The sequence below is a fragment of the Nitrobacter sp. Nb-311A genome (genome assembly GCF_000152905.1).
Taxonomy (GTDB): Bacteria; Pseudomonadota; Alphaproteobacteria; order Rhizobiales; family Xanthobacteraceae; genus Nitrobacter.
Genome location: NZ_CH672420.1, coordinates 117,929 through 131,503, shown reverse-complemented (window position 1 = coordinate 131,503; position 13,575 = coordinate 117,929). Strand labels below are relative to the sequence as shown.

Below are 13,575 nucleotides of genomic sequence, written 5' to 3'. Positions count from 1 at the left end.
TGCAGCTTCATCCCGCCTGTAGTGCTGCCAAATACGTCAGCGTTTGCGCGTCCACATCGTTGTCGATCGCGCCGAGCGGGTCCGAGGCGTATGTGCCATGCCGCAAGGAGAGAGGAATTTCAGGCAGCCGACCGTTGAAACCATCCGAGGCGCCGATGCCCGCGGCAGTGTCGCCCACGCCGAAGTTCTTGTTCCTAAGCGCGCCGTCGAGCGCAGCCAAGTCCACGTATGCGGCACGCAGCTCAGTGATAGCGGCCGCGTACCTCGTGCCAGCTGTGGCGCGTGAGGTGAGCATGTCAGATTTAGTGGTCATGAATTGTCCTTTCATAGCTAGCTGCCGTTCGCGGACCGATATCTGACGGCCGCAAAATGCCGGGTTCATTTGCCGAGAAAGTTCGGCTCGGCACAGAGACCGAATGCATCCATTCATCGAATTGCTGCGGGCTATTCTCGAAATCCGTAACCTTCCGCAAGTCCGTCAGTCCGACACCAATCACCGCATCAAGAACAGCGATGGCTCCGCGCTCGGCGTCGATTTCCTGCAACGCGTCGCCATGAAACTGCTTCGCTACCCGGTCGTCGATCTGCGCACGTTCTGTCTCGTTGCTGCCACTCAAGAACGCGGGCGCACTCAGATATGCATCGGCGACTCTCGGATCCTTCGTAGCGGCGGCAATGCGATCACCGGCTGACAGAGATTTCAGATTGGCGCGGATTTCTGCGCGTTGCATTTCCGCAACCGAATCAATCGGATCAATCTTTGGCGTCGTTAGATTTTTTCGGCGCTGATCAATGGCACTTTTAGTGCGGTCTGTATGCTCGGCAGCCCGCTTAAGAATTGGTACCAGATCCTTAGCGGCTTTTACCCGAATCTGCTCGGCGATACCCTTGGGGCTATGCACGCCTGAATCCGAAAGCTGCGTCCGCTGATTGCTTGTGGCAGTGATAGCGGCCTTGATCGCATCGATATGCTCATAATGCCGAAGCAATGTCGGCTTATTGAGCCATTCGCTTTTGAAACGCGAACCGAGTTGCTCGTAGATAGTTGGAATAGCCAATTTACGAATCCTTCTTCTCTAGACGACGTCAACGTTGACGCATTTGGGGTGACCCGGTTTCCGTTCGCTCTCAGCGATCTCAAACTCAATGCGCTGACCAAGCACGAGACTTTCGTAGGCTTCGTCGACCTCGCTGATGTGCACGAATATTTCGCGTTGATCGGTGTCACGCTGAACGAAACCGAAGCCTCTTTCGGCATTCCAATGCACAACAGTGCCACGGTATTTGACACTGCAGCTCACGCGGCGCACTCCGCTACCCGCGCGGGACGTGCAGCAATACGCGCGGCAATGTGCCGGTCGACCTCGTCTTCGACCCAAGCAACTTTCAGATGTGAAACGCGGACCCGCCGCGGAAACTTTCCCGCCTTCTCCCAACGCCAGAGGGTCACCATAGAGGCGTTGATGCCTTTTTCGGAAAGGTCAGCGTAGTCGATGAGCTTTTGCGACATGCGGTGCTCCTGTGAAATTCAGAAGCACATACTGCTACTGGAAATCTGACTACGTGAGCCGCTGTCAGATTTGCTGCAGTTGACTCGTTACGGCTTGATCGCGCGCCTAATAGTCCGGTCGCTTAATTTGTAGTGGCGCGCGAGTTTCATATAGGCGATTTCCTTCGCCATGCCGGATGCCCGCAAACGATCAAAATCAGCCTTAATGGATCTTCGGGTGTCGCTTGACATCGCGCGGTTGATGTTCGTCGTCGCCGCACCTTTATAGCCGCCCCGTCGGGTCGCGGCAGTCGCGCCAACTTCGATAATCTGACCCGCAGCGACATAGAGTTCGTGAAGCGATTGGCGAGCTACTTCGTACTTCTCCCAACTCGGGCTTTGATCTAATTGAGCGCTCGTCATTTCAACCGCGGATATACGCCCCTCTAATTCGGCCAACGCCTTGAGCGCGACGGGGTCATTCGCTACCTCATCCGTAACTCTGACGTTTTCGATCTTTGCACGCAAATGCGCTAGGGTGTCTGTGATTTTCTTCGTCATCATTTGGCGCTTGCAATGTTGATCACATTCCCCGCCCGAGGCTTGAGGATTATCGCGACAAGGTCCGCCAGTTTCTGAAATGCTTCTCGCTTTTCGTCGAGGAACGAATATCGATCATAGGTGCCACGCACGCCGGCAATGACATGCCCCATGGCACGCTCGGCATGATCCTCTGGCACCTTGGCGCGGCTCATTAAAGTCCGAGCGGTGCGACGCAGGTCGTGTAGCGTCCAATGCGGCATCCTCGCCCTGCCCTCTGCCTTGCGCCGCTTGGCGATTTCGAGATCAAGGCTAACCTTGGCCTTGCTGAATCCACTAAATGGCCGTTTGCCGTCCGTGGTCGAGAACACGAACCAGTCATTGCCCTTGAACCTTTTCGGCTTCTCGCCGATCAGGGCTTTCGCATCCGGCGACAGCGGAATGACATGATCCAGCTTATTCTTGTAGCGCTTGCCTGGAATTGTCCAAAGATCGCCCTCGACTTCAGCGGCGTTCATATCGGCGGATTCGTTGCGCCGGGTCATTGTCAGTAGCAGCATCTTGACATAACGCGGATAACAGGACGGCACGTCGGCCGTTTCCAGCGCCTGCCAAATGTCCCGGATTTCATCGTCCGTCAGGACACGTTGCCGGGCTCGTTCCTTGGGCTTGGTCCGGGCCATGCCCCGGACGATTGGTGAAAGGAAATCGTCATCCCGCGCGGCCTGCCAATTGAACGCCTTGCGGACATGGGCCAGCACGCGATCCGCCATCACCGGTCCGGCCTTGTCCTCTACAGCATCCAGCAGTTCCACAATCTGCCGGCGCTTCAAATCGTAGATCGAAGTATCCCCGATGCGCGGTCGGACATATCGATCTAGCGCCGCTGTGATCTGATCCTCGCTGCGGAGCTTGCTGACGTGGCGCTTCACGAAAGCGTTGAGGAGAGCATTCACGGTCGCGGCGTCTCGCTCAATCTGAACGTTGCGTTTCTTTGCCTCTACGTGGGTAGGATTTTTTCCCTCAGAAATCAGCTTAAGCCAGCCCCGAGCCTTGTCTCTCGCGTCTGTGAGTTCGATCTCTCCAACCTTCCCGATTTCTCGGCGACTGGCACTTGCTTCGCCTGGATAGCGTGTTCGGAGCACGTAGGTTTTCGATCCCTTGTTGGTCACGCGAACGCCGAAACCAGGCACAAGCGAATCCGCAACCCAAAGGCGCCCTCCCTCGGTGGTAGGTGGCTTCAGTTTACTGACCATTGTGACGGTCAGTTCCCTTCTGTGCTTCTTCGCTGGCATCCGTGAAATTCCTCGGGCCACTATGGGGCCACAAGGGCCTGAAATAGCATGTGGCCCCAATGAATTTCACTAAATAGCATAAACGCGATAATATGCAACTGATGCAGCCTGTTACGGTAGCCGACCTTCTCTTATGAAAGGGAACGAAACGCTTTGAATGGTTGGACTTTATAACTTTTAATCATGGGGTCGAGGGTTCGAGTCCCTCCGCGCTCACCATAAAATTAAGTGTACGCCCCCGAGACATGTGTACGACCCGGAGACATGGGTAACAGCTTGCACCTAAGACATGGGTGACAGTCTCGTGCCGAACGGACTGTCGATGAGTCTGCAAGGTTCTCTGTTCCAGGTCGTTTGCCGATGTCGATTACGTGTTTGCTGTCACCGTTGAGGCAGCGGATCGAGCAGCGGCTGCGCGCATGATATCGGCCAGCAGAGTATAAGCGCTAGACCATGCACCTTTCACCTCCGGCGTCCACTCCGATCCGAGCCCTTGCTCCAGCGTCCACAGCAGGGCCGCACCGACCGTTTCGTAATGAGCGTCCGTGACTCCGAATTGTGCATGGCGGCGGCCCAGATCTTCAATGGTCGGAACAAGCACCTCGAGATAATCGAGCCCCCCTACGACCATTGTAAGAGTTTGAAAAAGCTTCCGGCGCTGCTCCGTCAGGTCGGTTGTCTTGAAAAGCTGCCGCGCTGTTACGTCGATCTCAAAAAGACGATCGTAGAACAGACGCGCCGCCTCGTCTGCTATTGGCTCAACTTTCTGCCACGTTTCTCTCACGAGTGCTTTCTGTTCAGGGGACATTGCACGCTCCACCAGGTTTTGGCTTGGCAGTCAGTCCCTTCACCCGCCGGCCGTCGCCGTCAGAGGCGGCGACGGCCCATCGCCAGGCCTCGGCCTTCGTTCAGCCCGCGAAGCGTCTCCCTGCTCCGGCCGCGCGCTAGCACCATGTTGTGCCGCTCAGCAGGCGTCGCCGTTTCGACTAGGTTCGGGGACGCGTCCATTCCTTCCATATCCTTCGAGAAGGCCATCGCCTTGTTATCGACAAAGGCGAAACGAGGACAGCGCGGAGGTTCGACTAATGACGGTGCGCGCCTTGCCGATGGCTCTCGCGCTCCCCTTCAACCAAAATTACCACGAACCGCGACGGTCGTGCTAGATGCAGATACGTTAGGCGCGCCAGCCTTTTGGCCGCAGCGAAATAGGCCGAGACGGCGAAGGACCTTCCGTCGCGCTGCGCCTCACCCTTCCCGCCGGCTGCTATCCACCCTGCTCGACAGACGCGGGTTAGCGGGTATAGCGATCGTAATAGCGTTGAAGACTGTTCCGGGAGGGCTGAGAGCCCCTGGTCAAGATCACGCCCAGCGCGAAACCGATAATTCCGGCCGTTAGCAGGGCGCTCCCCGGACTTCTGGCGACGAGATCGGAACCGTGATCGTAAGCGGCTGAGCCCGATTTCGTTAAGTTGGCGGCCAAGTCTCGCGTGGCGCGTTTGACCTGATCGGAGGCGTTTCGGAGCGCGCCTTCAATTTCTGCGTCGCCACTAATATTAGCCATGATAAATCGCTCCCTTTTGTAACCATCAACCGAACGCCCGGGCAATTGTTCCGATGAACTGAACGCGGTCGAAAACGATGGCGATGATCTGCGTCAGGACGGTTCATTTTGCGCCGCACGAATTCCCCAGCCAAGAGCTCGGGCTCCCAGGCATGCGAATGCGACGATGAGATCTTGTCACGGTAAACTTGAGAACTCACGTCATGTACTGCGGAGCCAACCGTAAAAGATTTCGAGAGCGGGTCGATCCTTCGAGCGAAGCGGTTGCCGGCTCGCGGAACCTCTTCCCTGGCGCGCAGTTATTAGACCAGTCATGTAATGCGAGGCTGGTATCGGCATGGCGGAATTCCTGAGCCAAGTTCTGGTCCCGGTCGCGGTGGCCTCCGTTGCTGCGGTATTGGTGCTGGGCCTCATAAATATGATGCGCGGCGGCAATCCGTGGCGCTCGCAATACCTGATGCAAACACGGGTTGCGCTCCAATTCGTCGCAATCGTGCTGGTCATGCTGGCCATCTGGTGGATGGCGGGACAGCGGTAAGAATCAAACATCGTCTGCGGAACCAAATGCCTTTCGGTGCATTGCCCGATCCGGGCGGTCCCTTGGCCGGGTACCGTCCGGCTTCACTTGATCTGGCCCGCCTCCCTCGCGCATGAGGCGGGCCTTTTGTCGCCATCATCGATCGGAACGAGTATTGCCATCTACAACTCGGGACGGGCCGAGGCCTTTAGGCCCCCGTCCATTTTTCACCGCCGACGATGTCTCCGCCGCGGCGGGTGTTCCGCCCGATTTTACGATCGGAAAACTGCTCAACCGGCCATCGGGGTGATCTCGTTCAGGCTGGAGATAAACGCCCCGATTGTTTTCTCAACCTCCTGCGGGACGTCGGCATTGTACGGTCCCTTGATCTGAATGAGCTTGTACGGCGATCGTTTTCTGGCAGGCAACTGGAGGAATTCGCCCGACGCAAGCAGGAAGCCTGACTTGCTGATCTCGAACGTCGCAAGCCGCTGGCCATCTTTTCGCACCGAGAAAATTCGGCTGAAGCCGCGTATGACATTCCCCGCGTAGCTCGCAACGCAATGATGCATGTCCGCGCCCTCGGCGTGAAGCGCCGCGCCTGACTGAAGCGCGACAATTTCATATCCATCGATGATCCTTCTGCGCGGCAGGTCTCCATAATCGATGACGTCGTTCCAACCGATCTTGTGAGTCAGAAGATATGCCTTCTCACTACTGGCCCGCGCGAGTTCATCGTGCCACTCGAGCGCCGCCCGGTAAGCGCGTTCATAACTCCAGCGCCGATTGAACCGGCCGATATGGAATGCCGCATAATCTGCAACAGCGGACGCCTGATCAAGGGCGCCGCCGGCCGCGCTTGCCGTGTGATCGCCCATCGCGCGCACTGCCCAATCAAAGAGCGCTCTGGTGCTCTGCTCGCGACGACACATAGCCTCCGACCATTCGCCGAGCGCTCGCAACCAGTTGTGCTGCTTGCGGATCGCGCTCGGAATCGCCTGCGCCAATGGTGAGGGCGAAACATCGCACAAATTCTGAATGACCTGATATTCGGTGGGACCGGCCCGAAACGCCTGCCCCTTTAGCGCGCGTAAGGGACGGATAAGTCCATAATATCTCAAGAGATCACGTAACTTTGGACGATCCTGAATGATCGCCTGCCAATCCTGCTGGATAAAGTCTCGTTCGCTTGGGCGAAAACACTCCATACCCTGCGACGCCGCGACCACAAGGACTGGAGCTTGTCTTAGGTAGTCAATCGCGAAAGGTTCGACGACGACCATGGTCACAGCCGCGATGGCCAATGGCCGGACCGCGAACATGTTCTCAGCTTCGTATGCACAGGCATGAACCCAGGGCTCATCCCGCAGCAACAGCCCCTTTGCTGCAAATTCGGGAGCCAACCACTCCAGCAGGCTCTTCTGTGCATTGTCCTTCATGCGAGACCTTGAGCGTTCCGACCGGAAACCTCCTGACATTCAGGTTCCAGCCGGATCAAATATATTCTCTCCTTCGAGCTCCTTTGAAGCAACACTTGGGAAACCTTTAGAAGTGTTCATCGCCTGCCATACATCACTCAGGAAGCCTCGCTTACGGCGTGCGTTTTCTTGAACGTCTATTCTTCTCCATCAAATCTGGGTATGAGCGCCTCATGGGTCAACAAACCGCCCGATTCGTCATCGGTCCGCTGGACCGGCGCCGTCGGGGTTCTCTGGGACGAAGTCGGAAAAAACCTCTTTCATGGCGTTACCATGCGAACGTAATAGATTGAATTGATTAGTGATTGGCCAATGTCGATCGAGACTTTATTGGTGCGCGCGAACTGACTTACGACCCAAGCGGGCGGCAGCGATGTTGCCCTGCCGCTAATTTTTGGACACAATCTACCGGAATAACGCGGCAAATCACGTAAATCGAGGAATTGGTTCATGCGCGGTGCTCGCATTTTTGCTGTTCTATTATCATTTGTTCTGGCGGGCTTGGTTTCCCCGGCGCTTGCGGGAAAAGCTTATGACGGACTTTGGAACGTCAGGATTGTCACCAAGACAGGCAGCTGCGACCCGGTAGCGCAATATCCTTTGATGGTTACCAACGGTAAGGTCTCGGCGGCCGGCGCTGACATCTCCGGCAGCGTCGGAAACCAGGGCTATGTGAAAGTATCGATCCGCGGCGCTTACGCTAACGGACAGCTGAGCGGCAACGTCGGATCTGGCAAATGGAACGGAGCATCCGGAGGAATTCCTTGCAGCGGTCGCTGGGAAGCTTCGCGTCAGTAATAATAATGGGATGATGCAAATGGGATTCGGGGGAACCATGTCACGAGGATTATCCGCCGCGTGCGCGCTCGGCGCCGCGGTGATGCTATCGATGTCCGCAAGCTTCGCGGAAGCGGGACCGTTCAAAGGTTTGGCGGGTGTCTGGGTTGGACGTGGCACTATACAGCTTGAGGACGGCTCGACCGAAAAAATCCGATGCAAAGCCACATACGCGGTGAGCGGCGATGCCCAAGGTCTCAATCAGACGCTGCTATGCGCCAGTGACAGTTACAAGTTCGAACTCAAAAGCAATGTGCTCGCCCGCAACGGTATCCTGTCGGGAGATTGGCGCGAAACCAGCCGTAATGTTAGCGGCACTCTCGAAGGTCAGGCCGGTAACGGTCAGTTTAATGTCGACGTCAGCGCGCCCGCATTCACGGCGAAGCTCAAATTGAAGACGAACGGCAACCGGCAGGACGTCGTCATCAGATCAGACGGGCAATTCAGGGGAGCCAGTATCTCACTGTCCCGTTCCTGATATTTCAAACGCCATCTTCAGCCTATGGCTTCGCTTCTGATTCAACCAGAAACAAAGCCATAGGCATTATTTTGGCGGGTTTTCTTCACGCATCAGATGAAACTGACAGGGTCTTTCCCCATTCCGTGAATCCGTGAAAGGCCCTGGTCAGATTCCTTCGAACAACGCCGTCGAGAGATATCGTTCCGAGAACGAGGGGATAACGGCAAGAATGGTTTTGCCGTCGCTATCTGGCCGCCGGCCGATGGCAAGCGCCGCTGCAACAGCTGCGCCGGACGATATCCCACCTGGAATTCCTTCGTTACGCGCCAGGGCGCGGGCTGTTTCCAACGCCGTGGCGCTATCGACTTTGACGACCTCGTCGATGACGGAACGATCCAGGATTTCTGGGACGAAACCCGCACCGATCCCCTGGATCCTGTGCGGTGAATGCCGTCCGCCCGACAGTACCGCGCTCTCTTCGGGCTCCACTGCAACGATGCGCAGGGATGGCTTACGTGGCTTCAGCGCCTGACCGATCCCCGTTATGGTGCCGCCGGTGCCGACGCCAGCCACGACCCAGTCGATGTTCCCGCCGGTATCGTTCCATATCTCTTCGGCTGTGGTGGATCGGTGAATTTCCGGATTGGCGAGGTTTTTGAACTGTTGCGGCATCACGGCGTGCGGGGTCGTACGCACCAGTTCCTCGGCCATGGCGATCGACCCTCTCATGCCCTCCGCCGCCGGCGTCAAAACGATTTCCGCTCCCAGAAAGGCCAGCATCTTGCAGCGTTCCGTCGAAACCGACTCCGGCATCACCAGCTTGAGACGGTAACCCCGCGAGGCCGCCACGAAGGCCAGTGCGATGCCGGTGTTTCCCGAGGTCGGTTCGATCAGAACGGTGTCAGCATCGATCTTCCCGGCTTTCTCCATTGCTATAATCATCGCCGCGCCGATGCGATCCTTCACGCTCGTGGCCGGGTTGAAGTACTCCAGTTTGGCCAGAACGGTCGCATTCACACCGTGCTGCCGGGGCAGCCTGTGCAGCCGCACAATCGGGGTGTCTCCGACCGTATCGACAATGCTGTCGAACACACGGCCACGGCCGGCACGGTGCGGTGCAACGGTCTTCGACTTCGTATCCATATCGGCATCCTTACGTAACGGGTTGAACAAGGCTCATCACATCCGCCAGCCGTGCCGGGGCCAAGCGCCTGGCAGCACTCATTCGTTGCGCCAAAAACCGGCTCTCGCAGAACTAGAATTCGTAAAAGAAACGCATTTGTGTTGCGACATCGTCAAACGATGCGTGTACCGTGCCCGAAAGTCCAGACTGCCATTTTCACAAAGGAGGTCACGATGCCAGCGATTGCTGAAATCCAGTCGACCGCCCTGCTGCATTCCGCGCCTCGCGGAAGCGATCTTCCGACATGCCCGGTTTGCGCCGACTCGATGATTGCAGCGGAAGCATCCGCATATTTGCCGGACAATATCATTGGCCACTTGTGGAGTTGCGACACTTGCGGTTATGGCTTCGTAACTAAGCATGTCGTCCGACGCATCGCCTGCAATTGATACAATCTTTTCCGACGCCATCAGATATCAGCGCGTGGTGATATCGCCGCGCGCCCAGCCTTCGCGTGTCTGCTCCCTGAACTGCTGAAAGGTCCCTGCGGCGATCGCCGCGCGCATAGCCTGCATCAGACTCTGATAATATGCGATGTTGATTCCGGAGAGCAGCATCGCGCCCAACGTTTCGCCGGATCTCACCAGATGATGCAGATAGGCACGCGAATAGCACCGCGAAGCCGGCCATGAACTCTCTTCATCGAGCGGACGCGGATCGTCGGCGTGACGGGCATTGCGAAGATTGATCTGGCCGAAGCGGGTAAAGGCCATGCCGTGGCGTCCGTTCCGCGTTGGCATAACGCAATCGAACATATCGATGCCGCGTGCGACGGCCTCCAGCAAATCATCCGGCGTGCCGACACCCATAAGGTACCGCGGCCTTTCCATCGGAAGCGACGGCGCGGTTTCCTCGATCATCGCGAGCATGACGGCTTGCGGTTCTCCGACAGCGAGCCCGCCGATGGCGTAGCCGTGAAAACCGATCTCGGTCAGCCGGCACGCGCTGGTGCGCCGCAGCTCGGGGCGGTCGCCGCCTTGAACGATGCCGAACAGCATGTTGGCGGCGGGCGCACCCTCGAAAGCGCGCCTGCTGCGCTCGGCCCAGCGCAGCGAAAGCTGCATGGCGCGCTCGATGTCGCCACGCTCCGCCGGCAAACGCACGCATTCGTCAAGTTGCATCGCAATGTCGGAGCCAAGCAGCCGCTGAACCTCGACGGCGCGTTCAGGCGTCAGCTCGATCGCGGTACCGTCGATGTGGGACCGGAACGTCACACCCTGCTCTTTCACCTTTCGCAACTGGGCCAGCGACATCACCTGGAACCCGCCGGAATCGGTCAACATGGGTCCGTTCCATGTGGTGAATTTTTGCAAACCGCCGAGTTCGTCTATCCGCCCAGCCCCGGGCCTCAGCATCAGATGATACGTGTTGCCGAGCACGATGTCGGTCCCGGCGTCGCGCACCTCTTGCCATTGCAGGCCCTTCATGGCGCCTTGCGTCCCGACCGGCATAAAGGCCGGCGTTCGTACCGTCCCGTGCGCCGTGGTGAGAATCCCGGTGCGAGCGTCGCCATCGCGCCCGAGAATCTCGAAAGGGTTGACGAGATTCATGCGCCCGACCGCTCCGGAAACAGCAGGCAGGCGTCGCCATAGGAATAGAACCGGTAGCCCGCCGCGATCGCATGAGCATAGGCCTGTTTCATGGTTTTAAGACCGCTGAAGGCCGAGACCAGCATGAACAGCGTCGACCGCGGCAGATGAAAATTCGTCATCAGGATATCGATCGCGCGAAAGCGATAGCCCGGCGTGATGAAGATCGCGGTCTCCCCGGTAAACGGCGCGATCCGACCGTCCTCGGCCGCGGCGCTTTCCAAAAGCCGAAGCGATGTCGTACCAACCGCAACGATCCGGCCGCCGCGCGACCGCGCCGTGTTCAGCGCGTCCGCGGTCTCCGCGGATATCGTGCCCCATTCCGAATGCATCCGGTGTCCTGCGGTATCCTCGGCCTTCACGGGAAGAAACGTACCGGCGCCGACATGCAATGTGATCCGATGAAGGCCCACGCCGCGTTCGCGTAGCGCCGTCTCGATCACCGGCGTGAAATGCAGCCCCGCGGTCGGCGCCGCGACCGCGCCCTCATGAGCCGCGAACATGGTCTGATAATCTGCTGCATCTTGATCGTCGGGCGCACGCTTGGATGCGATGTATGGCGGCAGCGGCGTTGAGCCCAGCTCGGCAATGGCCCGATCCAGCGTCGGCCCGTGGAACGAGAAAGCGAAAGTGACCTCGCCCTCCTCACCCTTGCTTTCGACCTGCGCGTCCAGGTGCCCGAGGAAACAAACCCGTCCGTCGTTGCCGAAGCGAACGACGTCTCCCGCCACCAGCTTCTTGGCCGGCCTGACCAATGCGCTCCAGCGAGAACCGTCGAGACGCTTGATCAGCGTCGCGTCAATCCTCGGCTCCGCCTCGCGGCCGATGCGGCGGCCATGCAACTGAGCAGCGATGACACGCGTATCGTTCACGACAAGCTGGTCACCCGGTCGCAGCCATTCTGGGAGATCGCTCACCCGTTGGTCGTGTAACCTGGTTCCGGGGTGCACCACGAGCATCCGCGCGGAATTGCGCGGGCTCGCCGGACGCAGCGCAATGCTTTCGGCCGGTAATTCGAAATCGAAGAGATCGGTTCGCATGGAATGATCGAGACGACGGATGTAACTCGTCACTGAGCCTGTTGACCCGAAACGTCTATGGCCGGAACGCGTCCGGCCATTTCACGTCGGTCTGAAGAGTCGGAATAGCGTCTCAAGCCGCGTCAGCGGCCATCCTGGCCTTGACGATCTTGTCGGGATTTTGCACCGGCTCACCGCGCTTGATCTTGTCAACGTTCTCCATGCCTTCGACCACTTTACCCCAGACAGTATATTGTCCGTTCAGGAAAGACGCGTCGTCGAAGCAGATGAAGAACTGACTGTCGCCCGAATCCGGGCTTTGCGCCCGCGCCATGGATGCGGTGCCGCGTACATGGGGCTCTCTGTTGAATTCAGCCTTCAGCTTTTGGCCCGACCCTCCCATTCCGGTGCCTTGCGGGCATCCGGTCTGGGCCATGAAGCCGTCGATGACGCGATGGAATACGATGCCATCGTAGAACCCCTCGCGTACAAGTTCCTTGATCCGCGCGACATGATTGGGAGCCAGATCAGGACGCATTTCGATCGTCACGGGTCCCTGGGTGGTTTCGAGGATCAATGTGTTTTCGTTGTCAGCCATGCTCTCTTCTCTCTCTTGCTTTCGGATGGGTTCGTCGATCGTCAAATCGGATGGTCATGGGATGGCCCGCAATCGCTTCGCCCATGCTCGAGGTAAACGGCATCGGCGAGCAACGCTGCAAAGCCTCCATCACAGCCGTCCGGTAAATCAGACGTTCTTCGTCCGTTATACCCCGCGTCTCGGACGTGATCCGCGGCCGACCCAGCAGGCTACCGTCTCGCTTGAATGTGAACAGCACGGTAATTTCCATACCTGGACTACCGCGCGGCAAAGCGGGTGGCTGCCAGCATCGCTTCAACCGCGCGGACATCATGGCCAGGTTCGCCACGTCGCCGTCCTGCGCCATGGCATATTCCGACGCCAGGCCGACGATGCCCAAACAGACAGAAGCCAGGACGACCATTCGGACCATGAAGCGTCCTTCACTTGATATCAGACGCAACCTGAACCTTCAGCATCTTGTCCGGGTCTGTGACAGCGCCGCTTCGCGATCCGGGAGGCGCCTTCTTCAGCTTGTCCACTACGTCCATGCCAGAGACGACATCGCCCACCACGGTATATTTGCCGTTGAGGAAGGAGGCATCGGCGAAGCAGATGAAAAATTGCGAGTTCGCCGAGTCCGGACTTCCCGCGCGCGCCATTCCGACCACGCCGCGCTTGAACGGCACGTTGGAAAACTCGGCCTGGAGGTTCGGATACTTCGAGCCGCCGGTGCCATTGAAATTCTTGCCATCGCCGGTCTGCGCCATGAACCCATCCATGACCCGGTGAAACGGTACGTTGTTGTAAAAACCGTCACGAGCGAGTTGCTTGATGCGCTCGGCATGTTTGGGCGCGATGTCGGTCCGCAGCTTGATGACGATCTGTCCCTTCGTGGTGTCGATCACAATGGCGTTCTGCTTGTCGAGACCAGCCGGCAATGGCTGCGCGAGAGCGGGGACCGCGAAGATCAGCGCGGCGACGAGGCCAAGGATTCTAATCATGACAACTCCGGATCAGAGGAAGACCG

The 13,575-nt window shown here is 58.2% G+C and carries 19 protein-coding genes and 1 pseudogene; 4 read left to right on the top strand and 16 right to left on the bottom strand.

Annotated elements, in window-relative coordinates; genetic code table 11:
- Window positions 1-7: 7 nt before the first annotated feature.
- The 9 genes and pseudogenes from NB311A_RS16575 to NB311A_RS16540 form a co-directional block, all read right to left on the bottom strand.
- Window positions 8-313 (bottom strand): hypothetical protein, encoded by a 306-nt coding sequence (locus tag NB311A_RS16575; protein WP_131522928.1) that lies wholly within the window; start codon window positions 311-313, stop codon window positions 8-10.
- Window positions 303-1,058 (bottom strand): hypothetical protein, encoded by a 756-nt coding sequence (locus NB311A_RS16570; protein WP_009799778.1) that lies wholly within the window; start codon window positions 1,056-1,058, stop codon window positions 303-305. The genes NB311A_RS16575 and NB311A_RS16570 overlap by 11 nt, the downstream gene beginning before the upstream one ends.
- Window positions 1,059-1,076: 18 nt before the next feature.
- A complete protein-coding gene (locus NB311A_RS16565) occupies window positions 1,077-1,301 on the bottom strand; it encodes a cold-shock protein (protein ID WP_040675763.1) in 225 nt (74 codons plus the stop codon).
- A complete protein-coding gene (locus tag NB311A_RS16560; protein ID WP_009799780.1) occupies window positions 1,298-1,510 on the bottom strand; it encodes an AlpA family transcriptional regulator in 213 nt (70 codons plus the stop codon). The genes NB311A_RS16565 and NB311A_RS16560 overlap by 4 nt, the downstream gene beginning before the upstream one ends.
- 87 nt (window positions 1,511-1,597) lie before the next feature.
- Complete coding sequence (locus NB311A_RS16555) at window positions 1,598-2,053, bottom strand: hypothetical protein (protein ID WP_040675694.1); 456 nt, start codon at window positions 2,051-2,053, stop codon at window positions 1,598-1,600.
- On the bottom strand, window positions 2,050-2,985 hold the full coding sequence (locus NB311A_RS16550; RefSeq protein ID WP_245257024.1) for a site-specific integrase: 936 nt from the start codon (window positions 2,983-2,985) through the stop codon (window positions 2,050-2,052). The genes NB311A_RS16555 and NB311A_RS16550 overlap by 4 nt, the downstream gene beginning before the upstream one ends.
- Window positions 2,986-3,042: 57 nt before the next feature.
- Window positions 3,043-3,285: pseudogene (locus NB311A_RS22730) on the bottom strand (Arm DNA-binding domain-containing protein); the annotation flags it as partial.
- Between the two features lie 406 nt (window positions 3,286-3,691).
- The gene (locus NB311A_RS16545) at window positions 3,692-4,132 is read right to left on the bottom strand and encodes a globin family protein (protein ID WP_009799783.1); all 441 of its coding nucleotides are present in this window, start codon (window positions 4,130-4,132) and stop codon (window positions 3,692-3,694) included.
- Between the two features lie 483 nt (window positions 4,133-4,615).
- Window positions 4,616-4,885 (bottom strand): hypothetical protein, encoded by a 270-nt coding sequence (locus tag NB311A_RS16540; RefSeq protein WP_009799785.1) that lies wholly within the window; start codon window positions 4,883-4,885, stop codon window positions 4,616-4,618.
- Between the two features lie 337 nt (window positions 4,886-5,222).
- On the opposite strand from NB311A_RS16540, the gene NB311A_RS16535 reads away from it, so the two are divergent.
- Complete coding sequence (locus NB311A_RS16535) at window positions 5,223-5,423, top strand: twin transmembrane helix small protein (protein WP_009799786.1); 201 nt, start codon at window positions 5,223-5,225, stop codon at window positions 5,421-5,423.
- A gap of 269 nt (window positions 5,424-5,692) precedes the next feature.
- On the opposite strand, the gene NB311A_RS16530 is transcribed toward NB311A_RS16535, so the two are convergent.
- Window positions 5,693-6,841 (bottom strand): PcfJ domain-containing protein, encoded by a 1,149-nt coding sequence (locus NB311A_RS16530; RefSeq protein WP_009799787.1) that lies wholly within the window; start codon window positions 6,839-6,841, stop codon window positions 5,693-5,695.
- A 489-nt stretch (window positions 6,842-7,330) separates the two neighbouring features.
- Here NB311A_RS16530 and NB311A_RS16525 point away from each other — a divergent pair, with 489 nt between their 5' ends.
- Window positions 7,331-7,678 (top strand): hypothetical protein, encoded by a 348-nt coding sequence (locus NB311A_RS16525; RefSeq protein ID WP_009799789.1) that lies wholly within the window; start codon window positions 7,331-7,333, stop codon window positions 7,676-7,678.
- 19 nt (window positions 7,679-7,697) lie between these two features.
- Window positions 7,698-8,195: a hypothetical protein gene (locus NB311A_RS16520; RefSeq protein WP_009799790.1), complete on the top strand. Its 498-nt coding sequence runs from the start codon at window positions 7,698-7,700 to the stop codon at window positions 8,193-8,195.
- Between the two features lie 147 nt (window positions 8,196-8,342).
- Here NB311A_RS16520 and cysK read toward each other — a convergent pair whose 3' ends face one another.
- Window positions 8,343-9,320: a cysteine synthase A gene (gene cysK, locus NB311A_RS16515; protein ID WP_009799791.1), complete on the bottom strand. Its 978-nt coding sequence runs from the start codon at window positions 9,318-9,320 to the stop codon at window positions 8,343-8,345.
- 213 nt (window positions 9,321-9,533) lie between these two features.
- Between cysK and NB311A_RS22725 the strand changes: the two genes are divergently transcribed.
- Window positions 9,534-9,749, top strand: a complete 216-nt coding sequence (locus NB311A_RS22725; protein WP_083780497.1) for a hypothetical protein — start codon at window positions 9,534-9,536, stop codon at window positions 9,747-9,749.
- Window positions 9,750-9,776: 27 nt separating this feature from the next.
- On the opposite strand, the gene tgt is transcribed toward NB311A_RS22725, so the two are convergent.
- From tgt to NB311A_RS16485, 5 genes are all read right to left on the bottom strand, one after another.
- Entirely contained in the window at window positions 9,777-10,910 is a 1,134-nt protein-coding gene (tgt, locus tag NB311A_RS16505; protein ID WP_009799793.1) for a tRNA guanosine(34) transglycosylase Tgt, read from the bottom strand.
- Window positions 10,907-11,989, bottom strand: a complete 1,083-nt coding sequence (queA, locus tag NB311A_RS16500) for a tRNA preQ1(34) S-adenosylmethionine ribosyltransferase-isomerase QueA (protein ID WP_040675690.1) — start codon at window positions 11,987-11,989, stop codon at window positions 10,907-10,909. Before queA ends, tgt begins: the two co-directional genes overlap by 4 nt.
- A gap of 112 nt (window positions 11,990-12,101) precedes the next feature.
- Complete coding sequence (locus NB311A_RS16495) at window positions 12,102-12,566, bottom strand: peptidylprolyl isomerase (RefSeq protein ID WP_009799795.1); 465 nt, start codon at window positions 12,564-12,566, stop codon at window positions 12,102-12,104.
- On the bottom strand, window positions 12,559-12,969 hold the full coding sequence (locus tag NB311A_RS16490; protein ID WP_245257021.1) for a TonB C-terminal domain-containing protein: 411 nt from the start codon (window positions 12,967-12,969) through the stop codon (window positions 12,559-12,561). Before NB311A_RS16490 ends, NB311A_RS16495 begins: the two co-directional genes overlap by 8 nt.
- 19 nt (window positions 12,970-12,988) lie before the next feature.
- A complete protein-coding gene (locus tag NB311A_RS16485) occupies window positions 12,989-13,549 on the bottom strand; it encodes a peptidylprolyl isomerase (protein ID WP_009799797.1) in 561 nt (186 codons plus the stop codon).
- Between the last annotated feature and the right edge of the window lie 26 nt (window positions 13,550-13,575).

Coding starts and splice junctions, on each gene's coding strand:
- NB311A_RS16575 (WP_131522928.1), bottom strand. CDS start 313: ATGACCACTAAATCTGACATGCTCACCTCACGCGCCACAGCTGGCACG.
- NB311A_RS16560 (WP_009799780.1), bottom strand. CDS start 1,510: ATGTCGCAAAAGCTCATCGACTACGCTGACCTTTCCGAAAAAGGCATC.
- NB311A_RS16555 (WP_040675694.1), bottom strand. CDS start 2,053: ATGATGACGAAGAAAATCACAGACACCCTAGCGCATTTGCGTGCAAAG.
- NB311A_RS16545 (WP_009799783.1), bottom strand. CDS start 4,132: ATGTCCCCTGAACAGAAAGCACTCGTGAGAGAAACGTGGCAGAAAGTT.
- NB311A_RS16540 (WP_009799785.1), bottom strand. CDS start 4,885: ATGGCTAATATTAGTGGCGACGCAGAAATTGAAGGCGCGCTCCGAAAC.
- NB311A_RS16535 (WP_009799786.1), top strand. CDS start 5,223: ATGGCGGAATTCCTGAGCCAAGTTCTGGTCCCGGTCGCGGTGGCCTCC.
- NB311A_RS16530 (WP_009799787.1), bottom strand. CDS start 6,841: ATGAAGGACAATGCACAGAAGAGCCTGCTGGAGTGGTTGGCTCCCGAA.
- NB311A_RS16525 (WP_009799789.1), top strand. CDS start 7,331: ATGCGCGGTGCTCGCATTTTTGCTGTTCTATTATCATTTGTTCTGGCG.
- NB311A_RS16520 (WP_009799790.1), top strand. CDS start 7,698: ATGGGATTCGGGGGAACCATGTCACGAGGATTATCCGCCGCGTGCGCG.
- cysK (WP_009799791.1), bottom strand. CDS start 9,320: ATGGATACGAAGTCGAAGACCGTTGCACCGCACCGTGCCGGCCGTGGC.
- NB311A_RS22725 (WP_083780497.1), top strand. CDS start 9,534: ATGCCAGCGATTGCTGAAATCCAGTCGACCGCCCTGCTGCATTCCGCG.
- tgt (WP_009799793.1), bottom strand. CDS start 10,910: ATGAATCTCGTCAACCCTTTCGAGATTCTCGGGCGCGATGGCGACGCT.
- queA (WP_040675690.1), bottom strand. CDS start 11,989: ATGCGAACCGATCTCTTCGATTTCGAATTACCGGCCGAAAGCATTGCG.
- NB311A_RS16495 (WP_009799795.1), bottom strand. CDS start 12,566: ATGGCTGACAACGAAAACACATTGATCCTCGAAACCACCCAGGGACCC.
- NB311A_RS16490 (WP_245257021.1), bottom strand. CDS start 12,969: ATGGTCGTCCTGGCTTCTGTCTGTTTGGGCATCGTCGGCCTGGCGTCG.
- NB311A_RS16485 (WP_009799797.1), bottom strand. CDS start 13,549: ATGATTAGAATCCTTGGCCTCGTCGCCGCGCTGATCTTCGCGGTCCCC.